The 15,967-nt window shown below is 45.1% G+C and carries 18 protein-coding genes; 6 read left to right on the top strand and 12 right to left on the bottom strand.

Going from position 1 to position 15,967, the window contains the following annotated elements; genetic code table 11:
- Nucleotides 1-37 precede the first annotated feature (37 nt).
- On the top strand, nt 38-211 hold the full coding sequence (locus KHS38_RS06275) for a DUF6496 domain-containing protein (protein WP_213487644.1): 174 nt from the start codon (nt 38-40) through the stop codon (nt 209-211).
- A gap of 106 nt (nt 212-317) precedes the next feature.
- Here KHS38_RS06275 and KHS38_RS06270 read toward each other — a convergent pair whose 3' ends face one another.
- From KHS38_RS06270 to KHS38_RS06250, 5 genes are all read right to left on the bottom strand, one after another.
- Nucleotides 318-836 carry a DUF2911 domain-containing protein gene (locus KHS38_RS06270; protein WP_213487643.1) on the bottom strand — a complete coding sequence of 173 codons (519 nt, stop codon included), beginning with the start codon at nt 834-836 and terminating at the stop codon, nt 318-320.
- A 29-nt stretch (nt 837-865) separates the two neighbouring features.
- Nucleotides 866-1,849, bottom strand: coding sequence for a Gfo/Idh/MocA family protein (locus tag KHS38_RS06265; RefSeq protein WP_213487642.1), 984 nt, complete (start codon nt 1,847-1,849; stop codon nt 866-868).
- Nucleotides 1,849-2,841: an L-glyceraldehyde 3-phosphate reductase gene (gene mgrA, locus KHS38_RS06260; protein ID WP_213487641.1), complete on the bottom strand. Its 993-nt coding sequence runs from the start codon at nt 2,839-2,841 to the stop codon at nt 1,849-1,851. The genes KHS38_RS06265 and mgrA overlap by 1 nt, the downstream gene beginning before the upstream one ends.
- A gap of 64 nt (nt 2,842-2,905) precedes the next feature.
- Nucleotides 2,906-4,201 carry a bifunctional folylpolyglutamate synthase/dihydrofolate synthase gene (locus KHS38_RS06255; RefSeq protein WP_213487640.1) on the bottom strand — a complete coding sequence of 432 codons (1,296 nt, stop codon included), beginning with the start codon at nt 4,199-4,201 and terminating at the stop codon, nt 2,906-2,908.
- Nucleotides 4,202-4,312: 111 nt separating this feature from the next.
- Complete coding sequence (locus KHS38_RS06250) at nt 4,313-4,645, bottom strand: hypothetical protein (protein WP_213487639.1); 333 nt, start codon at nt 4,643-4,645, stop codon at nt 4,313-4,315.
- Between the two features lie 171 nt (nt 4,646-4,816).
- Between KHS38_RS06250 and fabG the strand changes: the two genes are divergently transcribed.
- The 4 genes from fabG to KHS38_RS06230 are packed head-to-tail and all read left to right on the top strand — an operon-like array spanning nt 4,817 to nt 8,598.
- Complete coding sequence (fabG, locus tag KHS38_RS06245) at nt 4,817-5,560, top strand: 3-oxoacyl-[acyl-carrier-protein] reductase (RefSeq protein ID WP_213487638.1); 744 nt, start codon at nt 4,817-4,819, stop codon at nt 5,558-5,560.
- Between the two features lie 49 nt (nt 5,561-5,609).
- Nucleotides 5,610-5,852 carry a DUF3253 domain-containing protein gene (locus KHS38_RS06240; RefSeq protein WP_213487637.1) on the top strand — a complete coding sequence of 81 codons (243 nt, stop codon included), beginning with the start codon at nt 5,610-5,612 and terminating at the stop codon, nt 5,850-5,852.
- A gap of 56 nt (nt 5,853-5,908) precedes the next feature.
- The gene (locus KHS38_RS06235; RefSeq protein WP_213487636.1) at nt 5,909-7,999 is read left to right on the top strand and encodes a vWA domain-containing protein; all 2,091 of its coding nucleotides are present in this window, start codon (nt 5,909-5,911) and stop codon (nt 7,997-7,999) included.
- Complete coding sequence (locus KHS38_RS06230; protein WP_213487635.1) at nt 7,999-8,598, top strand: trimeric intracellular cation channel family protein; 600 nt, start codon at nt 7,999-8,001, stop codon at nt 8,596-8,598. The genes KHS38_RS06235 and KHS38_RS06230 overlap by 1 nt, the downstream gene beginning before the upstream one ends.
- Nucleotides 8,599-8,621: 23 nt before the next feature.
- Here the strand turns inward: KHS38_RS06230 and KHS38_RS06225 are convergent, their stop codons facing one another.
- Together KHS38_RS06225 and KHS38_RS06220 are read right to left on the bottom strand one after the other, a co-directional pair.
- Entirely contained in the window at nt 8,622-8,924 is a 303-nt protein-coding gene (locus tag KHS38_RS06225) for an FtsB family cell division protein (RefSeq protein ID WP_213487634.1), read from the bottom strand.
- Nucleotides 8,925-8,982: 58 nt separating this feature from the next.
- Complete coding sequence (locus KHS38_RS06220) at nt 8,983-10,287, bottom strand: DEAD/DEAH box helicase (protein WP_213487633.1); 1,305 nt, start codon at nt 10,285-10,287, stop codon at nt 8,983-8,985.
- Between the two features lie 203 nt (nt 10,288-10,490).
- Here KHS38_RS06220 and KHS38_RS06215 point away from each other — a divergent pair, with 203 nt between their 5' ends.
- Nucleotides 10,491-11,387 carry a hypothetical protein gene (locus KHS38_RS06215; RefSeq protein WP_213487632.1) on the top strand — a complete coding sequence of 299 codons (897 nt, stop codon included), beginning with the start codon at nt 10,491-10,493 and terminating at the stop codon, nt 11,385-11,387.
- Nucleotides 11,388-11,448: 61 nt separating this feature from the next.
- Here the strand turns inward: KHS38_RS06215 and eno are convergent, their stop codons facing one another.
- The 5 genes from eno to carA all read right to left on the bottom strand — a co-directional run bounded on the left by eno (nt 11,449) and on the right by carA (nt 15,772).
- Nucleotides 11,449-12,747 (bottom strand): phosphopyruvate hydratase, encoded by a 1,299-nt coding sequence (gene eno / locus KHS38_RS06210; protein WP_213487631.1) that lies wholly within the window; start codon nt 12,745-12,747, stop codon nt 11,449-11,451.
- 155 nt (nt 12,748-12,902) lie between these two features.
- Nucleotides 12,903-13,586, bottom strand: coding sequence for a DUF2490 domain-containing protein (locus KHS38_RS06205; protein ID WP_213487630.1), 684 nt, complete (start codon nt 13,584-13,586; stop codon nt 12,903-12,905).
- Nucleotides 13,587-13,670: 84 nt separating this feature from the next.
- Nucleotides 13,671-13,886, bottom strand: coding sequence for a hypervirulence associated TUDOR domain-containing protein (locus tag KHS38_RS06200; RefSeq protein WP_213487629.1), 216 nt, complete (start codon nt 13,884-13,886; stop codon nt 13,671-13,673).
- A 94-nt stretch (nt 13,887-13,980) separates the two neighbouring features.
- Nucleotides 13,981-14,391 carry a hypothetical protein gene (locus KHS38_RS06195; protein WP_213487628.1) on the bottom strand — a complete coding sequence of 137 codons (411 nt, stop codon included), beginning with the start codon at nt 14,389-14,391 and terminating at the stop codon, nt 13,981-13,983.
- A gap of 271 nt (nt 14,392-14,662) precedes the next feature.
- On the bottom strand, nt 14,663-15,772 hold the full coding sequence (gene carA, locus KHS38_RS06190) for a glutamine-hydrolyzing carbamoyl-phosphate synthase small subunit (RefSeq protein WP_213487627.1): 1,110 nt from the start codon (nt 15,770-15,772) through the stop codon (nt 14,663-14,665).
- Nucleotides 15,773-15,967 lie beyond the last annotated feature (195 nt).

Here is a 15,967-nt window from a genome sequence, read left to right as displayed (position 1 = left end):
GTTGTAAATAATAATACACCCTTAACTCTGTAAGATTATGGCAAAGTATTCAGCAAAAGCACAAGATAAGGTAGGCGAGGCCATGCACGAGATGAAAGAAGGCAAGCTAAAAAGCGGCAAGAGCGGTAAAAAGGTAACCAACCCGAAGCAAGCCGTGGCCATTGGCCTGTCAGAAGCGCGTAAGGATGGCGCCAAGGTGCCTAAGAAATAGTGGCCCCTCCCAACCTTCCCCGGAAGGGAGGGCTTTTGAAACTCTTTATAATAGAAATGGCCTGCTTGTGTGCAGGCCATTTCTATTTTGATGTGTTGTTTACGGATTACTTAACCGTAAAGGCCGCCATTTTATCGCCCCAGGCAAAGCTTACTTTACCTGCCGGGTCAATTTTAAAAGTAAGTTTTTCGGTAAACGATGCGGCTTTTTGCGTTTTAACCGTTACACGCAGGGCATCATCTTCCTGTTTGTAATTAGTACCCCAGCCGCTGTTCCCTTTGCTGAATATAACCACCCATTCGCTTTCGCCAGGGATAGAGTAAAGGCCATACTTACCCGCTGCCAAAGCTTTGCCGTCAATTTTAACGTCTTTATCAAATTGAATGGTGGTAACCTCGTTGGCACCGGTGCGCCATACTTTGCCGTAAGGTGCAATATCAGTACCTACAGTACGGCCTTTAACCGAAGGCTGGCTGTAAGCTACCTCGATAGCTATGCCTTTTTTAATGGTAGCGCGCACAGTATCCGGCGGGCTTGGGCGTTTGCTTTTTTCTGTTTGTGCCGAAGCGGTAAACGCCGACAGGATCAGAGTAATGATCAGTGAGAGATTTGCTAACTTTTTCATAATGAGTTTTTATGGTTGATAGATATAAATTACCGTTTAACCGGACTGGCAAAGGCATCGATGATTTTCATCAGCACCAGGGCTTCGTCTATAGTACAGGGGTTAGGTTCCTGGCCGTGCAGGTAACCAACAATGCTGGTAATCATGGGCTGTTGTATGTGTTGCGGCTGTTCAAAATTGATGGTTTGCTTGCCTTCACTGTTTTCCAGATCAATGCTATTGCCAAATACCGCAAAGCTGATTTTACCCGCGCTGCCTATAATTTCGCATAAGTCAATGTTCTGGCTTTCGGCCACATCAAAGCACCATGATCCGTTGAATACCACGCCGCTTTTAAATAGTATCTGTCCGCATACATGGTCGTCGGCCTCGGTAGCCCCGGCTTGGTTGAGGCTAAAGCCTTGGTAAAAGGCTGGCTCACCAAAAAAGTACAACATCAGGTCCAGCTGGTGTGGCGACAGGTCATGAAAATAGCCACCGCCTGATATGGCCGGTGTGGTTCGCCAGTTGGGTGCGCCATCGGTAACCAGTTTGGGTTTGCGGCTTTGCCAGAGTCGCATCTGCACGGTGCGTACTTCCCCAATGGCTTGTTCGTCCAGCAGCTGTTTTACTTTCAAAAATAGGGGTACCCTGCGGCGGTAATGGGCCACTACAAGCTTGCCGCCGCTGTTTTTTACCGCTTCGGCCATTTGTTCGGCTTCGGCAGCGTTGCGGGTTACCGGCTTTTCTACATATACAGGCAATCCTTTTTCAAGAGCGGCCAGTGCATACTCCAGGTGCGATGATGGCGGCGTGGCAATATAAACGGCATTAATTTCCGGGTCGTTCAGCAGCTCACTGGCATCGCTGTACCATTTGCCTACGTTATGGCGACGGGCGTAGTCGGCTGCTTTTTCTGCATCTCGGCGCATTACGGCAACCAACTGGCTGCCGGGTATTTTGCTAAAGGCGGGTCCGCTCTTTTTTTCGGTTACATCGCCACAACCAATAATGCCCCATTTAATGGTTTCCATCAGGCTTGTAATATGGTTTCAATCTTACTTAACTCGTCGGCCGAAAAACCAAGCTTGTCCAGCGATTTTAATGAATCGGCCAGTTGCTCCGGTTTGCTTGCGCCAACCAATACCGAGGTTACGCGCTCATCTTTCAACAACCAGGCAATAGCCATTTGCGCCAGTGTTTGACCGCGTTGCTGGGCCAGGTCATTCAGTTGTTTAATCTGGTTAAGCTTTTCGGGGGTAATCTGGTCTGTTTGCAAATGCCCGGTTGTTTTCGCTGCGCGTGAGTCATCCGGAATGCCGTGCAGGTATTTGTTGGTGAGCATACCCTGAGCCAATGGCGAAAACGGAATACAGCCTACACCCTCATTACCCAACACATCCAACAAGCCACCTTCTACCCAGCGCTCAAACATAGAATATTTGGGCTGATGAATAAGGCATGGGGTACCCAGCTTGTTCAATATGTCAATAGCTTTCTGCGCCTCATCGGCCTGGTAGTTGGAAATGCCTACGTACAAGGCCTTGCCCTGCCGCACAATCAGATCCAGGGCCGACATGGTTTCTTCCAGCGGTGTTTCAGGATCGGGCCGGTGATGGTAAAAGATATCTACATAATCTAACCCCATACGTTTCAGGCTTTGGTCAAGGCTGGCTACCAGGTATTTTTTGGAACCCCAGTTACCATATGGGCCTGGCCACATATCATAGCCCGCCTTGCTTGATATGATCAGTTCATCACGATAGCGGGCAAAATCTTTTTTTAGCAAGATGCCAAAATTCTCTTCGGCCGAGCCGTAGGGTGGGCCGTAGTTGTTGGCCAAATCAAAATGCGTAATGCCACTGTCAAAAGCCAAGTGCAGTATTTTGCGGTAGTTTTCAAACACATCCACCCCGCCAAAGTTGTGCCACAGGCCTAATGATATGGCAGGTAATTGGATACCGCTACGGCCGCAGCGGCGGTACGGCATGTTTTGATACCGGTTATCAGAAGCAATATAGGTCATAAATAGATATTCAGTTTTACTAACCGTAAATGTATCGATTTACTGCATACCTGCTTTGTTAATTTTACACAATTTCGGCCACTACAAATGTGCTGCCACCGGCAAAAACCAAATCATTGCTGCCTGCTGCTTGTTGTGCCGCATGTAAGGCTGCTGGTACCGATGGGTAGGTTTGCCCTTGTAAGTTAAACCTGGCCGCGTTTTGCTGCAGCGCCTGCGCATCCAGCCCGCGCGGAATATCCGGCTTGCAAAAATAGTAGGTTGCATCAGTTGGCAACATGCTCAGTACCTTAGTGCTGTCTTTATCATTTACCATGCCTATCACAAAATGTAAGTGCTCATATGATATGGCTTTAATATTCTTCAATACTTCCTCTACACCATCGGGGTTGTGGCCCGTGTCGCAAATGGTTAAGGGCGAGTGACTGAGTACCTGCCAGCGGCCTTGCAGGCCGGTTAAGGTCTTTACCTGGCTAAGTGCGGTTTGTATCTGCTCATCAGTAATAATAAATCCTTGCGCCCGCAGCTGTGCAACCGCCGATAAAACCGTTTTTACGTTCTTAAGCTGGTACGTGCCGGTTAAATCCAACTGAAGGTTAAGTTGCTCTTTTCCTTGCTTGCCCGCGGTTATAGCCAAAAGCTGATCGGGGTTTGTTTGCCCGTTTGTAATAACCTCAACCTGCCACTCTTCCGAAGCAAATGTGATAGGTGCCTGCTGCTCCGCAGCCTTGTTCTTAAATACATCAGCAACCTCGGTTTGGTACTCGCCGATGATAACAGGCGTATTGGGCTTGATAATGCCGGCTTTTTCTCCCGCAATTTGCGGCAGCGTGTCGCCAAGCAGGTTCATATGGTCCCAGCCAATATTGGTGATTACCGATAGTAGTGGAGAGATGACGTTGGTTGAATCCAGCCGTCCACCCAAGCCTACTTCAATAATGGCAATATCTACATGGTGGCGGGCAAAGGCATCAAATGCCAGTGCAACCGTCATCTCAAAAAATGATGGTTCTATCTGTTCAAAGTCGGCCTGATGCTGCGCTACAAAATCAACTACTTCCAGCTCACTGAGCATTTGCCCGTCAATGCGTACACGCTCACGAAAATCGCGCAGGTGGGGCGAGGTATATAAGCCGGTTTTGTAACCTGCTGTTTGCAGTATAGCGGCCAGCATGTGCGAGGTTGAGCCTTTACCATTGGTACCCCCCACATGTATGGTTTTAAACTTTTGCTCGGGGTTACCCAGCCGTTCGCATAAGGCGAGCGTATTGGTCAGGTCTTTTTTAAAGGCCGATGCCCCCACACGGGTAAACATGGGCAGCTGGTTGTATAAGTAGTTGAGCGTTTCCTGATAGTTCATGGTTGTAGCCTGTGCACGTATGCAAGGTTGCAAAAGTAAGCAGTGCAGGGCATACCTTTATCATATCGGTTTCAGAAATACCTAATCAGGCAACTGCCTCTTTTTATCCTTTTAATCCCTAACGTAAACTTCGCCTTTATAAGGATGAATAGAGGAATGATAGCTGTACCCCGCTACGTGCATTAGGTAATAGGTCATGATATCACACCAGCATATCTCATCATGAAAAAACGGCACCTTCGGGAATTTGCCATCCTGGCGGCTTTCCTCTTTATTATAGTTGTATTCGCCTTCATGCTGCGCTATCCATTCTTTAAATTTATCCAGCTCGACTGGTTCCGAAAACACAATTTTAAAGTGCGTTTCTTCTTTTACCGATTTCAGATCGTCATTCAGATAATGATGATACTTGTGCCTGTGGCGGATAATTTTTGCTGTATTCATATGCCGTTGCTATCAGTTTTGCCTATGCGTAACAAATAATTAGAGCCGGCGTTTGGGCAAAAGGCGAAATAAGTTCCGTTAAATAAGCTATCCATCACCGGCTTGTGTGCACATTTACTTACCGACTAAAATGCCTATCTTCACCCCCTCGAAAATCATTCTGATAAAAATATGAAACTGTTAGAAGGAAAAACCGCGCTGATTACCGGTGCATCAAAGGGTATAGGCCGTAAAATTGCCGAAAAGTTTGCGGAACAAGGTGCTAATGTGGCATTTACTTACCTTTCATCTGTGGAAAAAGGACAAGCCCTGGAGCAAGAGTTACAGGCTTTTGGTACCAAGGTAAAAGGCTATCGTTCTGATGCTTCGAAATTTGACGAGGCCGACAAACTGATTAATGATATTGTAGCCGATTTTGGCAAACTGGATATAGTAGTAAACAATGCCGGTATCACGAAAGATGGCCTGCTGATGCGCATGACCGAAGAGCAGTGGGATGAAGTACTGGACGTGAATTTGAAATCGATCTTCAACGTAACCAAAGCCGCTTCACGCATTATGATGAAAGCCCGTCAGGGTGTGTTCATCAACATGAGTTCGGTAGTAGGTGTGCAGGGTAATGCCGGTCAGGCCAACTATGCGGCATCCAAAGCCGGTATTATTGGTTTCTCTAAATCGGTAGCTAAAGAGTTGGGCTCACGTAACATTCGTACCAACGTGGTTGCACCAGGCTTTATCAAAACCGAAATGACAGAAGTGCTGGACCCGAAAGTGGTTGAAGGCTGGACCCAGAACATCCCATTAAAACGTGCCGGCGAAACAGAAGACATTGCCAATGCCTGTGTTTTCCTGGCATCAGATATGAGCGCTTATATCACCGGTCAGGTAATTGCCGTTGATGGCGGGATGCTGTAATAGGGCTTTTGCATTTTAATATAGGTTGCTTACTAACCATAGCTACCCGATGAACAATAGTGATGTGGCCGAAGTGATTATACTCATGGCAACTGAACGTGGCCCTGATAAAACCATATGCCCATCGGAAGTGGCGAGAGCCATGTTTGCACAAGATTGGCGAAATCATATGAGTCAGGTTAGGGATACGGCTATAAGTTTACAGCAACAGGGTAAAGTACGTATTACACAAAAAGGAGTAGAGGTTAGCGTTCAAGATATAAAAGGACCCATCCGTATCAAAATTGTATAGGTGACAATCTAACGTTCATCCTTTCAAAATAAAAACAGCATATTTGGAATACAAGTATGCTGTTTTTGTTTTCAATAACCTGGGGAAGTGTTTCAGGGTGGTGGGCACCGGTTTGCCTGTTGCTGGGCTTGCTGTATGCCTGGTTAATGTACCGCCAGCCCGTTAACATAGTGCAGCGTAGCCGTTACCTGCTATTTGCATTGCGGGCTGTAGCGGTGTCTGTGATCGCATTTCTGCTGGTATCGCCATTGGTGAAAACTGTTACCTACCAACCACAAAAGCCACTGGTGCTCATTGCGCAAGATCATTCTTCATCCATCAATACGTTTAAGCCTAAGGGGTTTAATGTCTCTCAATTTGTGGCGCATCTTGGTGAACTAAAAAAAGCGTTGGGCGATGAATATGACGTACGTGAGTTTAATTTCGATCAGGCCCTGCATACCGGTTTATCCGGCATGTTCAATGGCAGGCAGACCAATATCAGTACGGCCGTTCGGGAGCTGAATGAGCGTTTTGTAAACCAGAATATCGGTGCGCTGGTGCTGGCTACCGATGGTCTGTACAATCAGGGCAGCGATCCGCAGTATGAGGCGCGCAACATCAAAAGCAGTATTTACACCATTGCCCTGGGCGATACCACTCCACGCCGTGACTTACTGATTACCAATGTAAGCTATAACAAAACAGCCTTTTTAGGAAACGATTTTATTGTAGAAGTATTAGCCGAGGCCTACCAAAGCCGCGGCGCAACCCTACGCTTAAGCATAGCCGAAGATGGCCGCCAGGTGCATACGCAAAGCCTGGCCATAGGCAGCAGTGCCTACCGCAAAACCATACCCGTAAAGCTGCATGCCGATAAAAAAGGTTTACACAAATATACCATTAGCCTGGCTCCGGTAGCTAACGAGCTTTCTACACAAAATAATACCGAAACTATTTACATAGAGGTGCTGGATGCCCGGCAAAAGGTACTGCTGGCGTACGCCAGCGCACATCCTGATATTCGTACCATTAAGCAGTCCGTAGAGCATAATCAGAATTTTGAACTGAAGGCTGTACCTGCAGATAAACTGGCAGGTGTTAAGTGGAGTGATTACAACCTGGTTATTTTATACCAGTTATCTGCATCGGCGCAACCCTCTTTAAAAGATTTTATAACTAAAACCAAGGTACCGGTGTGGTACATAGCCGGTGCGCAAACCAATCTGCAGGCATTTAGCAGCGAACAGCAGCTTATCCAAATATCAGCTGGCCGTACCGAGATGCAGGAGGTTTTTGTTTTGCCTGTAAATAATTTTTCGCTGTTTACCCTGTCCGATTCTACACTGCAGCAACTTAACCAGTTGCCGCCGTTGCTGGCGCCGTATGGAAATTACGGTACGGGTAATGCTGCTGCTGTATTGCTCAGGCAAAAAATTGGCAATGTAAATACAGCATACCCATTGCTGGCCTTTAGCGATGCCGATGGCAGGCGTACAGCCGTATTAGCAGGCGAGGGCGTGTGGCGCTGGCAGTTATCCGCATTTCAAACTTTTGACAATCACCGGGCACTCGAAGAACTGTTTGGCCAAAGTGTACAATATTTAACAGCCAATGCCAACCGGCAGCGGTTCAGGGTTTACACAGGTAAAAACGTGTTCGACGAAGGCGAAAACGTTTTGCTGAACGCCGAACTGTATAATGATGCTTTAGAACTGGTAAATACCCCCGACGTAAACATCAATATCAAAAGTGCTACGGGAAAAAATTATAGTTACCTGTTTAGCCGTAAGGGGCAAAGCTACCAGTTGGATGCTGGTACGCTGCCTGCCGGCGATTATAGCTATACGGCTACCTCCAGGCTGGGCACCCAAACCTTTACAGGCAAGGGCCAGTTCACCATTAAGCAGCTCAATCTGGAAAGCCGCCAAAGCACGGCCAACCATCAACTGCTGTATGCGCTGGCCAGGCAATCGGGCGGGCAAATGCTGCAACCTGCCCAGCTTAACCGCCTGGCCGATATGATCCGCAAGAATGAAAACATCAAAACGGTTGTGTACGATGATAAACGCTACAGCGATCTGATTGATGTGAAATGGGTATTTGTGCTGATACTGGCGCTGCTAAGCACCGAATGGTTTTTACGTAAGCGGGAAGGGGAGGTATAATGTTCGAGTTTTCGTTTGTAATCGAGCTTTTGGGCACTATCGCCTTTACTATATCGGGCGTATTTTCGGCTATGCAAAAGCGGCTGGATATGTTCGGCGTATTGGTAATAGCCTTTGTAACCGCTATTGGCGGCGGCACCATCCGCGATGTGCTGATCGGTTACACCCCCGTAAGCTGGATGCGCGATTTTAACGGTCCGCTGGTAATATTAATCACTGGCATTGTAGCCATGCTGTTTAAAAAGTACCTGAAAACGTTTAAAACCACCCTGTTTTTATTTGATGCTTTAGGGCTGGGCCTGTTTACCATTATTGGTGTGCAAAAAGGAATTGCTGTAGGTTTAAACCCCGACGTTTGCATTGCACTGGGTACTATAACCGGTTGTTTTGGTGGTGTGCTGCGCGATATATTACTGAACAATATCCCGCTGATATTCCGGAAGGAAATATATGCTACCGCCTGCATTGTAGGTGGTAGCATATATTTTTTATTGATAAGCTATGTGGATATGAACATAGCCCGCATTGCAGCTATTACTGCTATCTGCGGTATACGGATTGTGGCAGTTAAATATAATCTGAAGCTGCCGGTGTTGTAAGTTAGGTTATCGGGCGAGGTTTGTTAGTCCTCTTTCTTTTTCTCTTTCACAATTACAAACACATCTTCGTTCTGCTTTTTCATCAGATACTTTTCGCGGGCAAACTTTTCAAGCTTTTGCGGATTAGAATTCAGTTCGTCAAGGTCTTTGGTTACCTGGGCGGTTTCTTTCTGATAAAAATCACGTTCCTGCTCCAACTTGTTCAACTGCTGCTTGTGCTCGTATTGTGAGTAAAGATCATTTTTATCAAAAAATATCATCCATACCACAAAGGCCACCGTTACCAGGAAATATTTATTTCTAAATAAGTCAAGCGCGCGTTTCATGTTCACAGAAGTTAAAAGATTCATCATAAATTTATACTGAATAGTTTTAACCTGCAAATTAATTTTGTGTGCTTGCAGAGCTCTTGCCTGATGACCTGCGGTTGTTGCCAAAGCGGCGATTGTTACCTCCGCCATTGCGCTGGTTAGCAGATGACGGGCGTTTATGTTGCTGTTGTCCCGGTTTGCCTTTCAGTTCCTCACGTATACGGTCAACCGTGTTTAACTGCTTCATCGGGTAAGGATGCTCTTCGTTAACCGGAATAGTTTTCGCAATCAGTTTGTGAATATCCTTTAAAAACTCTTTCTCTTCGTGGTCGCAAAATGAAAGGGCTATACCGCTTGCTCCGGCACGGCCTGTACGGCCAATACGGTGTACGTAAGTTTCGGGTACGTTAGGCAGCTCAAAGTTAATTACGTGTGTCAGATCGTCCACATCAATACCACGTGCGGCAATATCCGTAGCTACCAACACGCGGGTGGTGCGGTTTTTAAAGTTGGTTAAAGCACGCTGACGGGCATTTTGAGATTTGTTACCATGTATAGCTTCGGCAGTAATGCCGGCACGGCTCAAATCTTTCACTACCTTATCAGCACCATGTTTGGTGCGGGTAAATACCAGCACGGTTTCAATGCTTTTATCTTTCAGAATGTGGTTAAGCAGTGATTTTTTATCACCTTTTTCCACAAAGAAAACTTCCTGACGTATAGTATCGGCAGTTGATGATACCGGCGTTACCTCTACCTTTTCGGGCTTGTTCAGGATGGTATTGGCCAGTTGCTGAATTTCAGGCGGCATTGTGGCCGAAAAGAACAGAGTTTGGCGCTTGGCCGGTACTTTGGCAATGATTTTTTTAACATCGTGCACAAAGCCCATATCCAGCATACGGTCAGCCTCATCCAGTATCAAAACTTTTAGGTGATCCAGGCTGATGAACCGCTGGTTCATCAAATCCAGTAAGCGGCCTGGGGTAGCTACCAATATATCCACGCCTCTTTTCAGTGCATCTGTTTGTGGATTTTGCGATACCCCGCCAAATATTACCATGTGCTTTAAGCCGGTGTGGCGGCCATAGGCGGCCAGGCTCTCGTCAATCTGGATGGCCAGCTCACGGGTAGGCGTCAGTATCAGCGCTTTGATGGTTTTTTGCTCCTTGTGCTGTGTGCGTTCCTGGTGCAGTATCTGCAACAGCGGGATAGAGAAAGCTGCCGTTTTACCGGTACCGGTTTGGGCACAACCCAGTAAATCTTTACGCTGTAATATAATAGGGATGGATTGCTCCTGTATAGGGGTTGGCTGAGTATATCCTTCAGTTTTCAAAGCCTTCAGGATAGGCTCAATTAAATTTAAATCTTGAAATAACATTTATTAATTTATGTATGTTCCCGTACTGATTTGTACAGTATTATGAGGGGTTTAGCAGTGCAACTGGTATATAATCAGTGCACTAGGGCAAAGATACGATTAATTGTTGGGATATTTATTTTTGAACCTGATGTATAATATGAACATTTATATACGCTGTCCGTTTTATAACCGTATTAGCAAAAACTTGCAACCACTTATCTATGAAGTATCTGATTACCTTATTAACCGCATTCATTATCATGACAACCGGCTTTGCACAAGGCGTTGATTATACCGGATCATACAACGGATCCAAACCCGAAATGGTTATGCAAACGCTCCTGATGCCCGACCATAGTTTTGTAATTGCCATGAGCTACGGCGCGGTTGATCAACTGATTACCGGCAAATGGAAACAGCAGGTCAAAGGCATCTACCTCGAAGAAGATGCCCCTGTGGCACACACCCCGTTTTTGGTGTACCAGGGCCACGGCAATGGCGCTGATGGTGAGCTTACTTTTCAAAACTTTGAGCAAAACAATCCGGTAGCTTTCCGGGTGCTGGATAGTTTCCAGGCTGACAGTATGAAATATCTGCATTTACCCGGTCAAACCACGTTTAGTCATTCCAGCACGTTAACCTTGCCCGCTAACAAGCTGAAAACTTTTTTCATCAGCCAGCAGGTGGGCGAAAACCAGCATGAGGTTTATGAATATACTTTGGCCCCAGGCTGCAACCGCGTGCTGTTGTTTTACAGTAGTAACAACAAGCAGTTGTTTAAAGGCTTTGCCGAATTGAAGGGCGGTGCATTATATATTAAAAATGATGGTGAGGAGCAGCTAATAGGGCGTAAAGAACCCTTGCCACAAAATTATAAGCAGATGATGGCCCGGGTGCAGAGCGATAAGCAGATACCTGAAACCCTGAACCGAACACAGGATGATGGAAATGTAGCCTACCACCTGTTGCAACCCCGGCGAAAGTTTGCCAGTAAGCTGAACATAAAAAGTGATCAGGCTTACTTTGGGCACCCGCAAGCAGACCAGCAGGCCGAGCCGCAAGTGGATACCATAGAGCCAATGGTGCCTGTTACGTCGCCGCCACTAATAAAGCCATAAAAAAAGCCGGCTTCCTTTGCAGGGAGCCGGCTTTTTATTTACAACACTTGCATGGTGTGAATTATCTGTTTTTTACGTATTTGAAATCTTTACCGATGAATTTAGCGTTAGCGCCTAATTCTTCTTCTATACGCAGTAACTGGTTGTATTTTGCAATCCTGTCTGAACGGGAGATAGAACCGGTTTTGATTTGGCCGCAGTTCAGGGCAACAGCTAAATCGGCAATGGTAGCGTCCTCAGTTTCACCTGAGCGGTGGCTCATTACGGAAGTGTAACCGTTGGTTTGCGCCAAAGTAACCGCGTTGATAGTTTCGGTAAGTGAACCAATTTGGTTTACTTTAACCAGGATAGAGTTACCAGTGTGGGTATCGATACCTTGTTGTAAACGTTTTACGTTAGTTACAAACAAATCGTCGCCTACTAACTGTACTTTGCTGCCCAATTTTTCGGTTAATAATTTCCAGCCATCCCAATCGTCTTCGGCCATGCCATCTTCGATAGAGATGATTGGGTACTTTTCGCACAATTGTGCTAAATACTCAACTTGCTCGGCACTGGTACGGATAGCACCTGTTTCGCCTTCAAATTTAGCATAGTTGTATTTGCCGTCTACGTAAAACTCAGAAGCAGCACAGTCAAACGCCAGGAAAATCTCTTCACCAGCTTTGTAACCTGCTTTTTCAATAGCTTGTAAAATGGTTTCAACACCATCTTCGGTACCGCCAAAAGTAGGAGCAAAACCACCTTCGTCGCCTACAGCAGTTGAAAGGTTTCTGTCATGCAGAATTTTTTTCAGTGTGTGGAAAACTTCAGCACCCCAACGCAAAGCCTCAGAGAATGAAGGTGCGCCAACCGGCATAATCATGAACTCCTGGAATGCGATAGGCGCATCAGAGTGCGAACCACCGTTAACGATGTTCATCATTGGGATAGGCAGGGTGTTAGCGTTTACACCACCAATGTAACGGTATAAAGGCTGACGGCTTTCTTGTGCAGCAGCCTTAGCTACAGCCAGTGATACACCTAAGATAGCGTTAGCGCCCAGGTTACCTTTATTTTCAGAACCGTCAATTTCAAGCATCAGCGCGTCAATAGCATTTTGCTCAAAAACGTCCATGCCTTGTAATTCTTTGGCCAGTTTATCATTTACATTGGCAACGGCTTGCAATACGCCTTTACCCATGTATTTGGTTTTATCGTTGTCGCGCAGTTCAACAGCTTCGTGCGCACCGGTTGATGCTCCCGATGGTACGGCTGCACGGCCCAGTGCTCCGTTTTCGGTTAATACTTCTACCTCAACGGTAGGATTGCCGCGCGAATCCAATATCTGGCGGGCATGTACATTAATTATTAAACTCATTTTGCTATCAGTTTGGTAAGTGTATAAACGTTATACAATTATTTGCGCGCTAAGATAAGCGCAAAATGTTAAAATATAAACCTTATTTTGTTAACCTTAGTGTTTGTACAGCCGTATTGTCCTTTTGTTTGCGCAATACGATAGGTAAGCTGCAATTAGTTACGCTGGATATTATAGGTAGCTGTTAGTATCAGATAGTTTTTATTATTATCGCTGCTCAATGCATAATTATACTGGTTAATTATACCGGCCTGAAAGTTGAAAGCCTTGGTAAATTGATAGCCAAGAGATGCGGCAAAACGGCTGCGTTCAAAATGAGGTTCCTTGTTGGTTAAAAAGGCTTCGGCAAAGCCGCTTACAAAAGCTGCGCCTTTTTGCATTTTTGGGTAATTGATAGGTACTGTTGCCGTAAGCCTGTACCTGAACCTGTTCCGATAGCCGGTATTCAACCAGCGTTGCTCAACCCGGTAACGATGATCAAATTTAATTCGGCTTAAATACTGTGTAAAGTTAAACTGTTCCCACAGGCGGGTTTCCGTAACCTGAGGCCCTTCGTCAAATTCATCGTAACCATAAGTGGTATACCTGCCGGTGCCCAACAGCATCGAACTGTTATTGTCAAAGTTGTAGCTTACACCGGCTTTAACTTCATAATAATAAAATTGTGTAGTAACACCGTAATTACGATCCTGTAGCTCAACATAGCCGCCCCAATGGTGCTTTAAGCTACCCGGTAAATTAACGGTGATGATATTCCAGCCGCCCAGGCCTTTGTATTGCGCCTTTGCTGTGATAACAGTAATGAAAAGGATTAATAGGGTAAACTTTATTTTAAACATAAAAGCCTTTGTTAATTTATTATTAACAAAGGCTCAAATATAATTCTCTTAAACTTAATTTAATATAAATTTAATGTTGGTAGGTTAATCTTTCTTTCCCTTTTTTAGTTCGCTTTCAGATTTGATGACTTTAGCACCGCTGGCCTGTTTAATTTCATAAGCCGGCTCGTCTTTACTGGCGTTACGTTTTACCGTGCTGCCCTTAATTGTTTTCTTGACCGGCTTGTCGTGCTTGGCTTCAATCTTGCCTTCGGCTTCCGACTTGCCCCAATTCCAATGAACGGTATCTCCCTTTTTCATAGCGTAGTTGTTTTGTATGGTACTGCAAAACCGTTGCCACAAAAAGGCACTACAAAGTATGGTTGTGAAGAAAAGATGTCAGGAAATAATAAGCTTATTTTACTTTAAGGGTATCGGTGATAGTATGTGTACTATCCTTGCCAAAAAATTTCAGGTAATATACGCCCGGTTTGGCCGGCTTCAAAGTATATAATGAGGAATGTGCAGAAGTATCAGGTGTGCAGGTATTACAGCTGCTGGCATCTACAAATAACTTAATATGGTAGGTGTTGCCATTAACGGTATCGGTAGAAAAGCTGTTAAAAGCATGATGATCGCCGGTGTGCGGCCATGATACGTTGAAATCAACCTCTTTATTTACGGTAGCCGTGGTTGGGCCGTTTACACTGGCAATGTTGGCTTGTTCCAGTTCTGCACTATCGTTTACCGGCACAACCTCCTGCACCTCTTTTTTACAAGAGATGATGGTAAGTATGAGCAGTAAAACAGATAGATATTTCGCCATAATTTGCCTGTAAATTATCAGACCTTTGATTAACAAAAAGTTTAATGGTTTACGATTTGACCAAAGCTAACTTTTAAGTTTGAGTTTAACAATAGGTTACAGCACAAATATGCTTTATCTTAATAATATGCTTATGTTAAATTATGTTAAAGAATTAAAATTAATTTTCAGTTAAACTTGTTGCCTTTTTTAAGACGATTGGTTCAAAAGGTACAAGCATAATTCTCTATAAATAAAAAAGACCGGCAACTTGCCGGTCTTCTTATTTGAATTATTTTGTTTCTTTCATTAAGTCCACAAAATCGTCGAACAGGTAGCGGCTATCGTGCGGGCCTGGTGATGATTCGGGGTGATATTGTACCGAAAATGCTTTCTTATCTTTTACGCGGATACCTTCTATAGACTGGTCGTTCAGGTTTACGTGAGTTACCTCAACTTTTTCTGATGCACGAACCGCATCCTGAACCACACCAAAACCATGGTTTTGTGAAGTTACCTCGCAATGGTCTTTAATAATGTTTTTAACCGGGTGATTTAAGCCACGGTGGCCATTAAACATTTTTTTGGTTGGAATGCCGTTGGCCAGCGCCAGTAACTGGTGGCCTAAGCAAATACCAAACATCGGTTTATCGGCTTCCAGAATTTCTTTTACCGTATCAATAGCATAAGGCATAGCAGATGGATCGCCAGGGCCGTTAGAAATAAAGTAACCGTTCGGTTGGAAATCTTTCTCCATTTCCTCAAATGAGGTTTTGGCCGGGTATACTTTAGCATAAACATCACGGTCAGAGAAGTTGCGCAGGATGTTTTTCTTTACGCCCAAATCAAGCACTGCAACGCGGTAAGGCGCATTCTCATTACCAAAGGTATAAGTTTCGTTGGTTGATACCTGGGATGAAAGCTCCAGGCCATCCATGGATGGTACTTCGGCCAGTTTCTTTTTCAGCTCTTCAATGTCCAGAATTTCTGAAGAAATAATGGCGTTCATTGCACCTTTATCACGAATATGACGCACCAGTTGGCGGGTGTCAATATCCGAAATGCAGGTAATATTTTGTTCCTGGAAATAATCCTGAATTGACTCATCAGCCTGTTTGCGGCTGTAAGCAATGTTGTAATTTTTACAAACCAGCCCGGCAATCTGAATTTTATCAGACTCGGTTTCTTCTTTGTTAATACCATAGTTGCCAATGTGTGCATTGGTAGTTACCATGATCTGACCGAAGTAAGATGGATCGGTAAAAATTTCCTGATAGCCGGTCATGCCGGTGTTAAAGCAAATCTCGCCGGTGGTTGTACCTATTTTTCCGGCTGCTTTACCATGGAAAACAGTGCCGTCAGCCAGTAAAAGTACAGCCGGTAACTTGGTGTAATTTGTCATTCTTTGCAAAAAAAATTAAAATGGATTAACAATGAGCCGGTTGGGTTGGGCCGCTCCGTGAAAGTAGTGGATGTCAAGAAGTAAAGGTGCTTCTTTTTCACGGTCACAAAGGTACGTTTTTTTTAAGTTAAGCGAATGTAAAAATGCAATAATTTATACAAATGAGTTTCTACCTTTGCAGCGAACTTGTGAGTC

It is taken from the genome of Mucilaginibacter sp. Bleaf8 (assembly GCF_018390515.1).
GTDB lineage: Bacteria > Bacteroidota > Bacteroidia > Sphingobacteriales > Sphingobacteriaceae > Mucilaginibacter.
Note: the sequence above shows the minus strand (reverse complement) of the source record. Positions and strands in the feature narration are given on the sequence as shown.